Raw genomic sequence first — 16,051 nt, 5'->3', positions numbered from 1 at the left:
CATTATTAAGAGAAAAAACTTACAATAGTGTCTGATTATCAAAAAAATTAGTCAGAAAAAGTTTTTTTTATAAATCCAAAAAATCAAGTCTTAACATATTTTTGTACTTTTTTTATCGTTAAACTCTATTTTTGCTAAAAAATTAAAGTATCCATGAAGTTTGTTGTTAAGATTCTATTTTTATCGCTACTTATAACCCTTTCTTGTGCAAAAAAAGAAACCGTTCAAACGGAAGATTTAGTTTCATATACTCCAAGACATGCTACCGCTGTTATTAAAATAAACGACTATCAAGCTTTTAAAAGTGAAATAATTAATAACGACTTTCTCAAGTTGCTTCAAGAAAGTACTTCTTATAAGAATTCTGCCTCCTTAGTAACTACCTTAAAATATATCAATCCTAAAGGCACTTCTATTCTTGCTTTTAATGAAATTGGAAAAGAAGAGTTTAACTACACCTTTATAAGTAAAAATCATAATAACTTATTCAGTATTGATTCTACAGTTAATCGTAAAATAGAAACCATTACTTATGAAGGGGCTTCCATCAAAATACTGAGTATTGGAGGAAAGAAATTATTTAGTACCAATGTTGGGAATCACTTTATAGGTTCTTCTTCTCGTCTAATTATTGAAAACATCATTAGAAACTCAGACCACCTAAAAGCTAATCCAAAGCTTTCTAAATTATATCAAGTAGCTCAAAACAATGTTCCTGCTAATATTTTTATTAATCATAAAAAAGGAGCTAGCTTTTTTAAAAGAGTGCTTTCCAAAAGCCTAGCTAACAATCTCACGGAATTTAACGATTGGACTTCTTTTGATACCAGCATTGCTCAAGATTATATCAAGTTAAACGGAATTGCTGTAGCGAATGACTCCCTCAACAACACTTTAAATGCTTTTAAACATACAACTCCCTCTACTAGCTTTGCTTCAGAAATTGTTCCTATAAATGCTACCTATTTTATAGCATATCCTGCAATTAATGGAAATGAGTCTGAAATGAAGCAAATGAGCGATTCTCTTTTTCATAAGGCTACAGAAATGATAGAAATTGGGTTTCAGCAAACAAAAATATTTGCTTTTACAACTTCAGATAATATTGATTTTGAAGACCGTCTTCAGAAATTTGTAAAAGAAGAAACTTCATACAGAGATTATAATATTTGGGAAATAAATAAAACAGACTTAATTAAGACTCACTTTTCGAAAATTACAAAAGGGGTTAGTACAAATTATGTTGCCAAAGTGGACGACTTTTATGTTTTTGCTGAGTCGATAAACCTATTAGAAGATATTATTTCAAATTATCAAAATAGTGCTACGCTTTCTCAACTTCCATCTTATAAAAATTTACGTAGCGAATTGGCAGATGAATCTTCTGTTTTAATTATTGGGAATCTTGAAAAACTAAAAAATGACAGCGCTATTTTAAGTGAGGACTTTAAAGCATCGGTAGCTAAAAAATCTTTTAAAGATTATAAATTTATTGCCTTTCAATATATTGCTGAAGGAGATTTTGCACACTTCCATGCGTTATTAAAAAAAGCAAACACCTCTACCGTTGGTTCTAATATTATTACACAATTATATAGTACTACTTTAGATGCAGATATTGCTACGAATCCGCAGTTTGTAATAAATCATCATACCAAAAAGAAAGAAATTGTTGTGCAAGATGTAAAAAACAACCTTTATTTAATTGGCACAGACGGAAAAGTTTTATGGAAAAAAGAATTGAGCGGTAAAATTATTGGCGAAATATCTCAGGTTGATTTATACAGAAATGGACGCTTACAACTTGCCTTTAATACAACCGATAAAATGATGATTCTAGATAGAAATGGGAATGAGGTTTCTCCATTTCCTATAGATTTTAAAAACACCATTACACAACCGCTAGCTGTTTTTGACTATAGTAATAATAAGGATTATCGTTTTGTGGTGGTAATGGGTAAAAAAATAGAAATGTACGACCGCTACGGAAAAGTGGTTACTGGTTTTATTTTAGATGAAACCGAAAACACTATTATTAATAGTCCGAAACATATTCGTATTGGAAATAAAGATTACATTATCCTCCAAGAAAATGATGGAAAATTAGATATTCTTCACCGCACAGGAGATTTGAGGATTCGTGTTAGAGGATCCATAGATTTTTCTGGAAATGAAGTTTATTTATATGATAAGAAGTTTACAACTACCAATTCTTCTGGAGATTTAATTCAGGTAGACCAAAAAGGTGGATTAAATAAAATTGAATTAGGACTAAAAGAAAACCATTTAATTGATGCAACTGCTAATACGTTAGCTACTATTTCTGAAAATATTTTAACCATTAAAAACAATAAAGCTACGCTAGATTTTGGAATCTATACTAAACCGGAAATCTTTTATATAAACGATAAAATTTATGTTACCGTAACCGACAAACAAACACATAAGGTTTATTTATTTGACAGTAATGCAAAACAAGTGGAAAACTTCCCTGTCTATGGAGATTCTGCCATCGATTTAGCAGATATAGACAATGATAAAAAGTTAGAAATGGTTACCGTAGGCGATAAAAACTCGATAATCTGTTATAAGATTAATTAGTTCCGTTGGTTGTAGAGGCAAAGGTTCAAATTTGTAAATGTGTCAATATGATGATTTGAAAATGTGGAAATAAAAAGTCGGAAGTCCGAAGTCCGAAGTCGGGAGTGTTCAGTAAAATGTAGCTTTAGCCAGTTTTTTCCTTGTAACTTTTAACTCAAAGCAACAAAGTTGTGATTGTGTAAATTGTCGAATTCTTTATTGTTTCTAGTTAACTAAAGATTCTCAAAAGAATAAGAATACAAAATCTATATTCCCTTCTCTTTATTCTTATTAGCTTCGGACTCCCGACTTCGGTCTTCTCCCCTATTCTTTTTACGTAACATCGTAACTTCATAACAACATAACTTTTAACTCAAAGCAACAAAGTTGTGATTGTGTAAATTGTCGAATTCTTTATTGTTTCTGGTAAACTAAAGATTCTCAAAAGAATAAGAACACAAAATCTATTTTTTCTCCTCTTTATTCTTATTAGCTTCGGACTCCCGACTCCCGACTTCGGACTTCTCCCCTATTCTTTTTACGTAACATCGTAACTTCATAACAAAATAACTTTTAACTCAAAGTGACAAAGTTGTGATTGTGTAAATTGTCGAATTCTTTATTGTTTCTGGTAAACTAAAGATTCTCAAAAGAATAAGAATACAAAATCTATATTCCCTTCTCTTTATTCTTGTCATTTTTTTGCATTTTTTCTTGTCTCTTGATTGAAAATGTACGCCTACTGAACATTGAACACTGCATTCTGTCTTCCAACTCCCGACTTTTCAATCTTTCAATCCTTCAATCTTTAAATTATTTAACCTCCCGACTTCTTTCTTATTTCTCCACAAAAGTAGCTTCAAATAGATCTTGAAAGTGTTTCTGTATTTTTTGTTTTACTTCGGTTTCATTAACGGTAGCTTTTCCTAGTTCCACATTGAGAGAAGTAACTCCTTTCCCTCTAATCCCACAAGGGATAATATTATCAAAATATCCCAAATTGGCATTTACATTTAATGCAAATCCATGCATAGTAACCCATCGAGAAGCACGAACTCCCATAGCACAAATTTTTCTAGCAAAAGGAGTTCCAGCATCTATCCAAACCCCTGTTTCTCCATCGCTTCGGGTAGCAACAATACCATATTCGTCTAACGTAAGAATAATTACTTCTTCTAAAAAACGAAGGTATTTATGAATATCAGTAAAAAAATTATCTAAATCTAAAATTGGATAGCCTACAATTTGACCTGGACCGTGATATGTAATATCTCCTCCTCTATTTATTTTATAAAAAGAAGCTCCTTTTTCTTTTAATTGTGTTTCATTTAAAAGCAAATTAGTCATATCGCCACTTTTTCCAAGTGTAAAAACATGTGGATGCTCTACAAATAGGAAATAATTAGGAGTAGGCAATTCGGTGTTTTCTCGTCGGTTTTTAATTTTTATATCTAAAATATCTTTAAAAATCGACTCTTGATAATCCCAAGTTTCTTTATAATCCTTTAATCCTAAATCTTGTATTAATACCTTTTTATTCAAAGCTTATCTTTCTAAAATAATTTCTAAATTGAACAGATATGAATCCGTTGCATAATTATACAAATCTACAACAATTGTAACAGTTTTTATATCTTCACTATATCTGGAGTTGTAAAATGATACAGGTTTTAGAACAAAAAAACGGCTTTAGTTTAATTCCAAAGCCGTTTTTATTTTTTTATATATGTAATACTTTTTTAAGTAGCTAATTTATAATTAGCTTTTTCAAGCTTATCTATAGCTTCATCAGCCAAATAATCTGTCAAGCCAACAGAACCACTAGTTTGTATTAATCTATCCTTTAAAAATTTTGGTAACGCATTTAAGGACTTATCATCATCAATAATTATAAATTTATCTTTTAAGTGCTTACCATTAAACCAATTGATTAGCTCATCCTTTCTATTTAAATGATTTATATTCCTAGGAAGTCTGGTTATTTTATTAACATTAATATTTCTTCGCTTAAAAATATTATACCATTCTTTTAAAGTATACTTATGTTTATGAGAAGTAGTCAATACAATATCTGCACTTAAATTAGAAATAATTCTATCAAGCGACCTAACTGCGTTTGGGCTAAATTCAGGAAAACCGTCTTCTAATATTTCAGGTCTTCTCCATGAGTTAGCTGGAACCATTACTCCGTCTATGTCTAAGTATAACAGCATAATACAAATGTATATTAATTATTTTGTTATTTCAATTATTTTATCTAACGTGATATTATTGAATTCAGCGTCTAATTGGTTCAAACGTCTAATTTTATCTTCTGTATCCCATTCTTCTTTAACAAAATCAACATCTTTCCAATCATATTCATTTGTTGCGCTTGTCTTAGATGATTTAGCTTCATCAAGCTTAATATTTGCTAATAAAGAGCTTATATATCTATGGTGTCCATTAATAATTAATGTGTCATGTACTTTAATATCGTCAAATTTTATTCCATTTATCATTTTTTTATAAATTCTATTAATAATTGGAAGGCAAAGCTTCTTATGAGTTGCCATTAAAATAAAATCCGATTCTTTAATCGCTTTTAAAATCACCTCTCTATCTATGGTCTCCATTTGTATTTTTTAAAGTATACACAACAATATCCTTATAATACTGACTGACTTCTAGAGCTATTATATGATTTTTTTCCGTTGCATTCTAAATTGACATCTCCTTGTCCGTTTTCTTTGAAATAAATTTTTCAGTAAAACACAACTGGACAACAAAAAAGCTCTTAAAAGTACAACAAAACATAGCTACTTAAACATTTATAAGCTTTATAAAAACCTAGTATGAAAAGGTACTGCTTACAATTTAGTAGCTGCGCTATTTATTATGAACTAAAATACTATCTATTAGGATTATTTAGAATTACCAATGCTGCAATAACACCAGGAATCCAACCGCAAAGGGTTAATAAAAAAACAATAACTATAGAACCACAACCTTTATCTAGGACTGCTAAGGGTGGAAAAAAAATTGAAAGTAAGACTCTCCAAATACTCATTTTTTATATTTTTTTTGATTGATGAAATTACGCTCTAGGAGCGCTATTTTAATTCTAACTTTTAGGTTGATTAATCCCAAAAGCAGGGCAAATATAAGATGATAATTATATTCTTCTTACTTATACGACGCACAACTATTGATTTTGTTACATCCGTTCTAAAGAAATATAAATTTGAAAATAACTAAAGCCTTGCGGGAGCAATTGAAGCAAAGTACCATGTACTGCGGAAAGTGCGGTTGCGATAAGCAACCCGCCCAAATAGTATAAATTGATTGATAGATTGTTAAATACTCCCTATCTTTGCAGGCTTAAAATGACAACATAAATTATGCAACTTTCAGAACAGGAAATTATTCGAAGAGAAAAGCTTGGAAAGCTACGAGAATTAGGCATTAACCCATATCCTGCCGATTTATATCCGGTAGACCACACTTCTAAAAAGGTCAAACAGAATTTTGAAGAAGATAAAAAGGTGGTACTTGCGGGGCGTTTAATGAGTAGACGTATTCAAGGAAAAGCTTCTTTTGCCGAATTACAAGACTCTGAAGGTCGTATTCAATTGTACTTTAATAGAGATGAAATTTGCCAAGGAGAAGACAAAACATTGTACAACGATGTTTACAAAAAATTACTCGACATTGGTGATATTATTGGTATTGAAGGGACACTATTTAAAACGCAAGTAGGAGAAATGACCGTTATGGTTAAAAACTTTACGGTTTTAAATAAATCGTTACGCCCATTACCTTTACCTAAAGTTGATAGTGAAGGAAAAGTATTTGATGAATTTAATGACCCAGAGCTTCGCTACCGTCAACGTTATGTAGATTTAATTGTAAATCCGCATGTAAAAGAAACTTTTTTAAAGCGCACAAAAATTACAACAAGTATGCGTGAGTTTTTTAATTCGCGAGATTATATAGAAGTGGAAACTCCAATCTTACAATCAATTCCTGGAGGGGCTACCGCTAGACCTTTTGTTACACACCACAACGCTTTAAACATTCCTCTTTATTTACGTGTTGCCAATGAGCTGTATTTAAAAAGACTTATTGTTGGTGGCTTTGATGGGGTTTATGAGTTTGCAAAAGATTTCCGTAACGAAGGGATGGATAAAACTCACAACCCAGAGTTTACTGTAATGGAATTATATGTTTCTTACAAAGACTACAACTGGATGATGAACATGACAGAAGAGTTACTTGAAAAAGTTGCTACCGATGCCAATGGAACTGCTGTTGCCAAAGTAGGCGCTAACGAAATTAATTTTAAAGCACCCTACCCTCGTGTTCCAATTTTACAAGCTATTAAAGACCATACTGGTTTTGATGTAGCTGGAATGAATGAAGAAGAGCTCCGAGAGGTATGTACAAAACTTGATATTCCTGTGGATGAGACTATGGGAATTGGGAAATTGATAGATGAAATTTTTGGCGAAAAATGCGAACACAATTACATCCAGCCAACATTTATTACCGACTACCCAAAAGAGATGAGTCCGCTTACCAAAGAACACCGAAGCAATCCTGCTTTAACAGAACGTTTTGAATTAATGGTAAACGGGAAAGAATTAGCTAATGCATATTCAGAGTTAAACGATCCAATAGATCAAAGAGAGCGTTTTGAAGAACAATTAAAACTTTCTGAAAAAGGAGATGACGAGGCAATGTTTATAGATCAAGATTTTTTACGTGCATTGGAATACGGAATGCCTCCAACATCTGGAATTGGGATTGGAATAGACCGTTTGGTTATGCTTTTAACCAACAACTCTTCTATCCAAGAAGTGCTTTTCTTCCCACAAATGCGTCCAGAGAAAAAAGCAGAAGTAGCTTTGAGTGAAGATGAAAAATTAGTTTTTGATTTACTGAAAAAAGAAACTAAAATGCCTCTTAACGATCTAAAAGAGCAATCTGGATTGAGTAATAAAAAATGGGACAAAACCATAAAAGGACTTACAAAACACAAAGTAGTTAAGGTTTCTAAAACCGATGACAACTTGTTTTGTGAAGTTTTATAAATAAACTCTTAACAAAACACTAAAAGAGGGTGTGTATAAAGTATTTTGAAGTTGTCAAACTGAGCTTGTCAAAGTTTATATGTTTCTAGGCGCAAAATGTCTTCGACAAGCTCCTGACAAAACAATAGCACAATACTTTATACACACCCTCTTTATTTTTTTTATAAAATACCCTTTACTGTACTACAAATACATTTCCTGCCTCTTTCCAAGCATCAAATCCACCCTCAAGATTAATAATATTTTTATAGCCTAAAGAATCCAAAACTTTAGAAGCTTTGGCACTTCTTCCTCCTGCTTTACAATAGAGATATACTTTTTTATTTTTATCTATTTGCTGAATATTAGAAACAAAACTTTCATTTTTCATATCCATATTTATTGCTCCACCTATAAATCCTTGTGCGTACTCTTCTGGCGTTCTTACGTCTATTAATACAAAACCTTCAGAAGCAACCTCTTTAAACTCAATAATACTTTTGTTCTTTACCTGTCCGTAAGTAACCTGAACGAGTATCATCAATAAAAAAAATAAAAATTCTTTTTTCATGTGCTTATTTTAAATTGTTTTTAATGACTATATGAAACATCAAAATAATCCCTCCACTGAGCAACTAAATTTAAAAGTACATAGTTTGTATACATCCTGAAATTCTGTTTGCCACAAATTCACAAATGTTTTTTGGATTGTTCCCCGATAAAAGTAAATAGAAATTTATTAAACTACTTATTTTATAAAAGTTAAAATTTAGTCTTTTCGCTTATATCGAAGCAGTCTTGTTTCTTTAATCGGTAAAGAATGATACATCCGTGTATTGTGGTTAAAATTTAAAATGTAAATCCACAAAAGTGTTTATTAAAGTTTTTATCCTATTTTTGAAGTAAATTAAATTTAGCGTGCCTAAAAACAAACTAGATCCTTCGAAGTGGGTAGACGAATATGCCGACTATCTTTATAATTACACCATAACACGAGTGAACGACACTATTGTTGCTGAAGATTTGGTACAAGAAACCTTTTTGGCAGGATTAAAATCTGCTAAAAACTTCAAAGGTGAGGCCGCCGAGCGTACTTGGCTCATTTCTATTCTTAAAAGAAAAATTATTGATCATTACCGAAAAATAAATTCTACTAAAGGAAAAGCTGAAGTTAAAATGGGCTATTCCAATCGTGAAGATCAAGAAGGCGATTGGCTTGAGGACACTGTTGCAGACCCTTTTGATATTAATGCTGAAGACGCTTTACAAAATAAGGAGTTAGGAATGGCAATACAAGAATGCTTAATGAAACTCCCTAAAAAACAGGCAGATGTTTTTATAAAAAAAACAATTCAAGGCATGGATACAGAAGATATTTGTAAAGAATTAAATATCTCTGCGTCTAATTTATGGGTAATAGTTCATCGAGCAAGAACAAATTTAATGGACTGTTTAGAAAATAATTGGTTTAAAAAATGAGTACTAAAAAAAATAATCTTCTTATATCTTGTGAAGAAGCAAAACACATTTGCGATAAAATGCAATATGGTGAGGCTACATTTTTAGAGAAGTTAAAATTAAATTTACGCATTTTATGGTGTAAGGCTACAAAGTCCTACAGCAAACGTAATGTTAACTTAACTAAACTTTGCCAGGAAGCTGAAATTAAAACTTTGGATACACAGAAAAAAAATGAGATGAAGGAAAAAATAAATACTTCTCAATCTCAAGCATAAATAAGGAGTGACCACCATACAATTGAAATACTTTCCACAAAAAAACTAGAATAGTAAGATGCCTGTTCTTTTTTTGAAAATAACACTGCAAAAAGTAGTAAAAAGCTTATTATAATTTCTATTAAATGACTTTTGCTAGACATATCCTTCATTAAATAGCTAAGTCCACAAAAAGCAACTATTAAAATTATTCCTAAAATTTTAACCCCCTTAACGCCCAATACCTGAGGGAGGGTTCTCAACCAATCTTCATCGGTTTTTAAATCTCTAATCTCAAAAGGAATCATTAGCACTATAATAAATACAAAACGCTGAAGCAACTCTAAATACGCATCCGTAGAAATAGCTACTTCATTATTTAAAAGAGGTAAAACAACTGTAGATACAGACCATGTAATCCCTACAATATAAATTTTCGCCCCTTTTAAACTTCTAAAATTTCTTTCCCTTGAAATTGCTGGAACCACATATAAAAAAGCTAAAATCACCAACACAGAAGCAGCAATGAGTGTTTTATAATTCAACTGAAAAACATAATACATTGCTACTAAAAAACAAACACCACTAAATATTTGAATAGTTCTAATGTATTTTTCGGCCACAAAAACATAATGTTTTGCAAGCGGACTATACTTTATAAAACTATACTCTACAATGGTACCAAAAAAAAGTGCTAAAGCTATAACCTCGTCATAAGGTATATTAAAATTATACATTGTTATTCTAGCTAATGCATAAACCGCCAAAGCCACATGAATACTTGAGTCCAAATAAAAATCAAAAACCTGTTTAAGTAGTTTCATATCAACAAAATAACTATATAAAAAGGGTTTAGTTAACAGTCTGTTTATAAACTTTCGTTAAAGCCGTTTTAAAAGTACTTTTTTAAACCAATATAATATGTACTTTTGCGCAAATTAAAACATTTTTAGACGGTTATAATGAAAACAGATTCTTTTGTTACCCGCCATATTGGCCCCCAAGAAGATGATTTAAACACTATGTTCAAAACAGTTGGTGTTAAAAATATGGATGAGCTCCTGTATGAGACATTTCCAGATGGTATCCGATTAAAGTCGGACTTAAACCTTCCGGAAGCAATGACAGAGTATGAGTATTTAGCGCATCTAAAACAACTGGCAACTAAAAATAAAGTATTTAAAACATACATTGGTCTTGGTTACCATGAGTCAATTACGCCATCTGTTATCAAGAGAAATATTCTTGAAAATCCAGGCTGGTATACTGCATACACACCTTACCAAGCAGAAATTGCTCAAGGTAGATTGGAAGCCTTATTAAACTTCCAAACTATGATATGCGATCTTACTGGAATGGAATTAGCAAATGCTTCTTTATTAGATGAAGGAACGGCTGCAGCAGAAGCCATGTCGATGTTATTTGGTGCGAGAAGTAGAGATCAGAAAAAAAAGGAAATAAATAAGTTCTTTGTTTCTGATGAAATTTTACCTCAAACGCTTTCTGTTTTAAAATCTCATGCCACGCCATTAGAAATAGAATTAGTTGTTGGCAACCATACTTCTTTTGATTTTTCAGAAGAATTTTTTGGAGCTTTTTTACAATACCCAGGAAAACATGGAGCTGTTTTTAATTATTCCGAATTTGTTTCAAAAGCAAATAACAATAACATAAAAGTAGCCTTTGCAGCAGATATTTTAAGTTTGGTAAACTTAACCCCTCCAGGAGAATTAGGAGCAGAAGTTGTTGTTGGAACAACGCAACGTTTTGGTATTCCGTTAGGCTATGGTGGTCCACACGCTGCTTTTTTTGCAACAAAAGAAGCATACAAACGTAACATTCCAGGTAGAATTATTGGAGTTACTAAAGATACCGATGGAAACCGTGCTTTACGTATGGCGCTCCAAACTAGAGAGCAACATATTAAAAGAGACAAAGCAACATCCAACATTTGTACAGCACAAGTTTTACTAGCTGTTATGGCTGGAATGTATGCTGTTTACCACGGACCAAAAGGATTAAAATATATTGCAGATAAAGTCCATAATTCAACTATTACACTCTCTAACGCTTTATCAAGTTTAGGATATGAGCAATTAAACGAATCGTACTTTGATACTATTTTAATAAAAGCAGATGGGCATCATGTAAAACCAATTGCTGAATTAGAAAACGTAAACTTTTTATATGTTGATGGCGATAAAGTTGCTATTTCATTAAACGAAGCTACTACGCTTAACGATTTAAATAGAATAGTTCAAATTTTTGCTGATGCAGCAGGAAAAAATACTGTTAAGATTGATAATTTAGTTGAAAACTCTAGCATTCTTAACGGAAGTACTCGTGTTTCTCCGTTTTTAGAGAATGAAGTATTTAACTCGTATCATTCAGAAACTGCTTTGATGCGTTACATTAAAAAATTAGAGCGTAAAGATTTAGCTTTAAATCACTCTATGATTTCCTTAGGTTCTTGTACCATGAAGCTAAATGCTGCTTCAGAAATGCTTCCTATAAGTTGGGATGAGTGGGGAAATATCCATCCTTTTGTACCTATAGAGCAAGCGCAAGGTTATCAAGAAGTTTTAAAAACTCTAGAAGAGCAATTAAATGTAATAACAGGTTTTGCAGGAACTTCACTACAACCTAATTCTGGAGCTCAAGGGGAATATGCCGGACTTTTAGTAATTCGGGCTTATCATAAATCGCGTAACCAAGAGCATAGAAACATCTGTTTAATTCCAGCATCTGCACACGGTACTAATCCGGCATCTGCAGTTTTAGCAGGAATGAAAGTAGTAGTAACTAAAACAGATGAAAAAGGAAATATTGATATTGAAGATTTACGTGAAAAAGCTGAAAAGCATAAAGAAGAGCTTGCTGCTTTAATGGTAACATACCCTTCTACGCACGGAGTTTTTGAATCCTCTATTAAAGAAATAACACAACTTATCCACGATAACGGCGGACAAGTATATATGGATGGTGCCAACATGAATGCACAAGTAGGTTTAACAAACCCTGCAACAATTGGTGCAGATGTATGCCACTTAAATCTTCATAAAACATTTGCCATTCCTCACGGTGGTGGTGGTCCTGGAGTTGGTCCTATTTGTGTTGCAGAACATTTAGTTCAGTTTTTACCTTCAAATCCAGTAATCAAAACTGGCGGAGAAAATGCTATTGATGCAATTTCAGCAGCCCCATGGGGAAGCTCATTAGTTTGTTTAATTTCCTACGGATATATAAAAATGTTAGGAGCTAAAGGTTTAAAACAAGCTACTAGTATGGCAATTTTAAATGCAAACTATATTAAGAATCGATTAAGCGGTTCTTTTGATGTACTTTATACGGGAGAAAAAGGGAGAGCAGCACACGAAATGATTATCGATTGTCGCCCTTTTAAAGCAAAAGGAGTAGAAGTAACTGATATTGCAAAGAGACTTATTGATTATGGCTTCCACGCACCTACAGTATCATTCCCTGTAGCAGGAACAATGATGATTGAGCCTACAGAAAGTGAGAACCTAGCAGAATTAGATCGTTTTTGTGACGCCTTAATTTCTATTACAAAAGAAATTGAAGCACTAGAAGAAGGAGAAACAAATAACGTTTTAAAAAATGCACCGCACACATTAAAAATGCTAACTGCCTCAGAATGGGATTTCCCTTATTCAAGAGAAGAAGCAGCATTTCCAATAGATTATATTACCGATAATAAATTCTGGCCAACCGTTAGACGTGTTGATGAAGCCTATGGAGATCGTAATTTAATGTGTACATGTGCTCCTATTGAAGATTATATTGAGGCATAGAAAAAGCCCATAAACATTATACATTCAGAAGGCCTTTCATTTATTTGAAAGGCTTTTTTTTGTTATAAAAAACAATATTTCAATACCTTTAAGTCTAATGAACATCGTAAAATAAATTATGCATGCATAGTATCTTATGTTAATACATTGTATATTTGATAAAACTGATTCTCAATGAATGTAAAGATTACTGGAACTGGATGTTATATTCCTACCCAAGTGACGACAAATAGCTCGTTTTCAAAATTTGAATTTTTAAATACCGATGGAAGTCCTATTAATTATTCAAATGAAGTGATTATTGAAAAATTCAAAGCCATTACAGGTATTGAGAATAGAAGGTATGTAAAAGACAATTATACAACCTCCGATATTGCATTTTTTGCTGCTGAAAAGGCTATCGAAGATGCTAAAACCGATAAAGAAACGATTGATTATATTATTGTAGCTCATAATTTTGGAGATATAAAGCATGGCACTACACAAAGCGATGCTGTACCAAGTATTGCATCTCGAGTAAAGCAATCCCTAAAGATAAAAAACCCTAGATGCGTAGCCTATGATGTACTTTTTGGTTGCCCTGGCTGGATTGAAGGCGTAGTACAAGCGCAAGCATTTATAAAAGCAGGAATGGCAAAAAAATGTCTGGTTATTGGAGCAGAAACACTCTCTAGAGTAATTGATATACACGACCGGGATTCTATGATTTATTCTGATGGTGCTGGAGCTACCATTCTAGAAGCCACTCCTAATAACACCGGAATTCTCTCCCACCTTTCTGCCACCTATGCCTATAATGAAGCTGATTATTTATTCTTCGGAAAATCATACAATCAAACTGCCGATAGTACAAAATATATAAAAATGTATGGTAGAAAAATTTATGAATTTGCCGTAACTCACGTTCCTCAAGCAATGAAAGATTGTTTAGACCAAAGCAACACAGCTATTGAAGACGTTAAGAAAATATTTATTCATCAGGCAAATGAAAAAATGGATGAAGCTATCTTAAAACGTTTTTACAGACTCTATAACAAATCGATTCCTGAAGGCATAATGCCCATGAATATCCATGAACTAGGAAATAGTTCTGTAGCTACAATTCCTACCTTATTCGATTCTGTAAAAAAGGGAATGATAGAAAATCAAGAAGTTAATACTGGGGATATTGTAATGTTTGCCAGTGTTGGAGCAGGAATGAATATCAATGCCATTACCTATAAAATTTAAGTAACTAATCGCCTTTAGTTATAAATTACCAAACAATAGATGTATTAAAACGGATTACTATATTTGCAGGAGTATAGGTGATTATGTCTAAAAACCTAAAGCAAAGCAATAGAATGTACGAAAATAATTTCCCGAATAAACGCTATAAAAAAACTATAGAATTTTTAGAATCCTCCGTTCCTAAACCTGCTAGTATTCTCGACTTAGGGGTTGCTAATCCGTTTAGCGATTTAATGCAACAACGGGGTTACGTTATAAAAAACACAAAGGGAGAGGATTTAGATACAGATTTTACTAATGTAATAAATAGCGATGCAGAAGTGGTAACTGCCTTCGAAATTTTTGAGCATTTAATTGCTCCATACAATGTTTTAAAGAATATAAAAGCAGCTAAATTAGTAGCATCCGTTCCCTTACGTTTATGGTTTTCTCCTGCTTACCGCAGTAAAACCGATATGTGGGATAGACATTACCATGAATTTGAAGACTGGCAGTTTGATTGGCTTTTAGAAAAAGCAGGGTGGGAGATTAAAAAACGAGATAAATGGACTAATCCCGTAAAAAAAATAGGGTTTAGACCCTTACTACGCTACTTTACAAATAGGTATTATATTGTATATGCTGAAAGAAAAAAATAACTAAAATCTTTCTATGGATTATTACGTTGTTATCCCTGCGCACAATGAAGAAGCGTTTATAAAGCTCACTTTAAATAGTTTGGTAACACAAACCCTACTTCCTAAAAAAGTTATTGTAGTGAATGATAATTCTACAGATAACACCGAAGCTATTATCAATTCTTTTGCTACGGAATATCCTTTTATTGAAAAATTAAACACCACCTCTACTTCCGAACACATGCCTGGAAGCAAAGTTATTAATGCTTTTAATAAAGGTTTTTTGTTATTGGATGAATCTTATGATTTTATAGTAAAATTGGACGCCGACCTTATTCTACCAGAGAATTATTTTGAAAGAATAGCTACCATATTCAGAGAACAAGAAAACATAGGAATTGCTGGAGGATTTGTGTATGAAAAGGATGATAATGGAGCATGGAAATTAAACCACCCTATGGATAAAAATCATGTTCGGGGAGCTTTTAAAGCGTATACAAACTCTTGTTTTAATGCTATAGGATATTTAAAATGCGCAATGGGCTGGGATACTGTAGATGAATTGCTAGCAAAACACCATGGGTTTGCTATTTTTACAGATAGTAATTTAAAAGTAAAACACCTACGTCCTACAGGGAAATCTTACAATAAAAAAGCAAAATTGCTACAAGGAAAAGCCATGTATACCATGCGCTATGGTTTTTTTATTACCGCAATAGCTTCCTTAAAAATGGCTCTCAAGCAAAAAAAGTCACAAACTTTTATTGACAATATGAAGGGCTTTTTTGATGCGAAAAAGAACAAAACTCCTTTTATTGTTTCTGAAAAAGAAGGTGCTTTTATAAGAGATTACCGCATAAAAAACATTAAGAAAAAACTTTTTTAAATTCTCATTAAGAAATAACTACCTCGGAGTAAACCTCGAAATATTCAAAAGAAACAATTTTAATTCATTTCGACACAGAGCCCTTTGATAAACTCAGAACAGGCTTTAGGAAATCAGCCTCTTTATAAAGGATTAAAAAAACTCCAAAGGCATTTTAAAC

The 16,051-nt window shown here is 32.3% G+C and carries 14 protein-coding genes; 8 read left to right on the top strand and 6 right to left on the bottom strand.

All coding sequences use genetic code 11. The annotated features are described in order from the left end of the window. Window positions 1–153: 153 nt before the first annotated feature. Entirely contained in the window at window positions 154–2,601 is a 2,448-nt protein-coding gene (locus tag JOOMADRAFT_RS07225; RefSeq protein ID WP_008612277.1) for a hypothetical protein, read from the top strand. An 816-nt stretch (window positions 2,602–3,417) separates the two neighbouring features. Here JOOMADRAFT_RS07225 and lipB read toward each other — a convergent pair. From lipB to JOOMADRAFT_RS19845, 4 genes are all read right to left on the bottom strand, one after another. Continuing rightward, window positions 3,418–4,122 (bottom strand): lipoyl(octanoyl) transferase LipB, encoded by a 705-nt coding sequence (lipB, locus tag JOOMADRAFT_RS07220; protein WP_008612276.1) that lies wholly within the window; start codon window positions 4,120–4,122, stop codon window positions 3,418–3,420. A gap of 197 nt (window positions 4,123–4,319) precedes the next feature. Beyond that, a complete protein-coding gene (locus tag JOOMADRAFT_RS07215) occupies window positions 4,320–4,793 on the bottom strand; it encodes an HAD domain-containing protein (RefSeq protein ID WP_008612275.1) in 474 nt (157 codons plus the stop codon). 18 nt (window positions 4,794–4,811) lie between these two features. Continuing rightward, complete coding sequence (locus JOOMADRAFT_RS07210) at window positions 4,812–5,195, bottom strand: hypothetical protein (RefSeq protein WP_008612274.1); 384 nt, start codon at window positions 5,193–5,195, stop codon at window positions 4,812–4,814. 275 nt (window positions 5,196–5,470) lie between these two features. Then, complete coding sequence (locus tag JOOMADRAFT_RS19845; protein ID WP_083833452.1) at window positions 5,471–5,629, bottom strand: YqaE/Pmp3 family membrane protein; 159 nt, start codon at window positions 5,627–5,629, stop codon at window positions 5,471–5,473. A gap of 331 nt (window positions 5,630–5,960) precedes the next feature. Between JOOMADRAFT_RS19845 and lysS the strand changes: the two genes are divergently transcribed. Beyond that, on the top strand, window positions 5,961–7,652 hold the full coding sequence (lysS, locus tag JOOMADRAFT_RS07200) for a lysine--tRNA ligase (protein ID WP_008612272.1): 1,692 nt from the start codon (window positions 5,961–5,963) through the stop codon (window positions 7,650–7,652). 175 nt (window positions 7,653–7,827) lie between these two features. Here the strand turns inward: lysS and JOOMADRAFT_RS07195 are convergent, their stop codons facing one another. Further along, window positions 7,828–8,202: a rhodanese-like domain-containing protein gene (locus JOOMADRAFT_RS07195; protein ID WP_008612271.1), complete on the bottom strand. Its 375-nt coding sequence runs from the start codon at window positions 8,200–8,202 to the stop codon at window positions 7,828–7,830. Between the two features lie 347 nt (window positions 8,203–8,549). On the opposite strand from JOOMADRAFT_RS07195, the gene JOOMADRAFT_RS07190 reads away from it, so the two are divergent. Both JOOMADRAFT_RS07190 and JOOMADRAFT_RS07185 read left to right on the top strand, forming a co-directional pair. Then, window positions 8,550–9,110 (top strand): sigma-70 family RNA polymerase sigma factor, encoded by a 561-nt coding sequence (locus tag JOOMADRAFT_RS07190; RefSeq protein ID WP_008612269.1) that lies wholly within the window; start codon window positions 8,550–8,552, stop codon window positions 9,108–9,110. Then, on the top strand, window positions 9,107–9,367 hold the full coding sequence (locus tag JOOMADRAFT_RS07185; protein WP_008612268.1) for a hypothetical protein: 261 nt from the start codon (window positions 9,107–9,109) through the stop codon (window positions 9,365–9,367). Before JOOMADRAFT_RS07190 ends, JOOMADRAFT_RS07185 begins: the two co-directional genes overlap by 4 nt. Here JOOMADRAFT_RS07185 and JOOMADRAFT_RS07180 read toward each other — a convergent pair. After that, complete coding sequence (locus tag JOOMADRAFT_RS07180) at window positions 9,358–10,170, bottom strand: hypothetical protein (RefSeq protein ID WP_008612267.1); 813 nt, start codon at window positions 10,168–10,170, stop codon at window positions 9,358–9,360. The two genes, JOOMADRAFT_RS07185 and JOOMADRAFT_RS07180, sit on opposite strands and share 10 nt — an antisense overlap. 138 nt (window positions 10,171–10,308) lie before the next feature. Between JOOMADRAFT_RS07180 and gcvP the strand changes: the two genes are divergently transcribed. The 4 genes from gcvP to JOOMADRAFT_RS07160 all read left to right on the top strand — a co-directional run bounded on the left by gcvP (window position 10,309) and on the right by JOOMADRAFT_RS07160 (window position 15,891). Beyond that, complete coding sequence (gene gcvP / locus JOOMADRAFT_RS07175) at window positions 10,309–13,158, top strand: aminomethyl-transferring glycine dehydrogenase (RefSeq protein ID WP_008612266.1); 2,850 nt, start codon at window positions 10,309–10,311, stop codon at window positions 13,156–13,158. Window positions 13,159–13,332: 174 nt separating this feature from the next. Further along, window positions 13,333–14,388 (top strand): 3-oxoacyl-ACP synthase III family protein, encoded by a 1,056-nt coding sequence (locus JOOMADRAFT_RS07170; RefSeq protein ID WP_008612265.1) that lies wholly within the window; start codon window positions 13,333–13,335, stop codon window positions 14,386–14,388. A 113-nt stretch (window positions 14,389–14,501) separates the two neighbouring features. Next, window positions 14,502–15,026, top strand: a complete 525-nt coding sequence (locus JOOMADRAFT_RS07165) for a class I SAM-dependent methyltransferase (protein WP_008612264.1) — start codon at window positions 14,502–14,504, stop codon at window positions 15,024–15,026. A gap of 13 nt (window positions 15,027–15,039) precedes the next feature. After that, complete coding sequence (locus JOOMADRAFT_RS07160) at window positions 15,040–15,891, top strand: glycosyltransferase family 2 protein (protein ID WP_008612263.1); 852 nt, start codon at window positions 15,040–15,042, stop codon at window positions 15,889–15,891. The last annotated feature ends 160 nt before the right edge of the window (window positions 15,892–16,051 follow it).

This window comes from Galbibacter orientalis DSM 19592, assembly GCF_000260115.1.
GTDB classification, from domain to species: Bacteria; Bacteroidota; Bacteroidia; order Flavobacteriales; family Flavobacteriaceae; genus Galbibacter; species Galbibacter orientalis.
The sequence above is the reverse complement of the archived record's forward strand: the minus strand, read 5'-3'. Positions and strand labels throughout refer to the sequence as shown.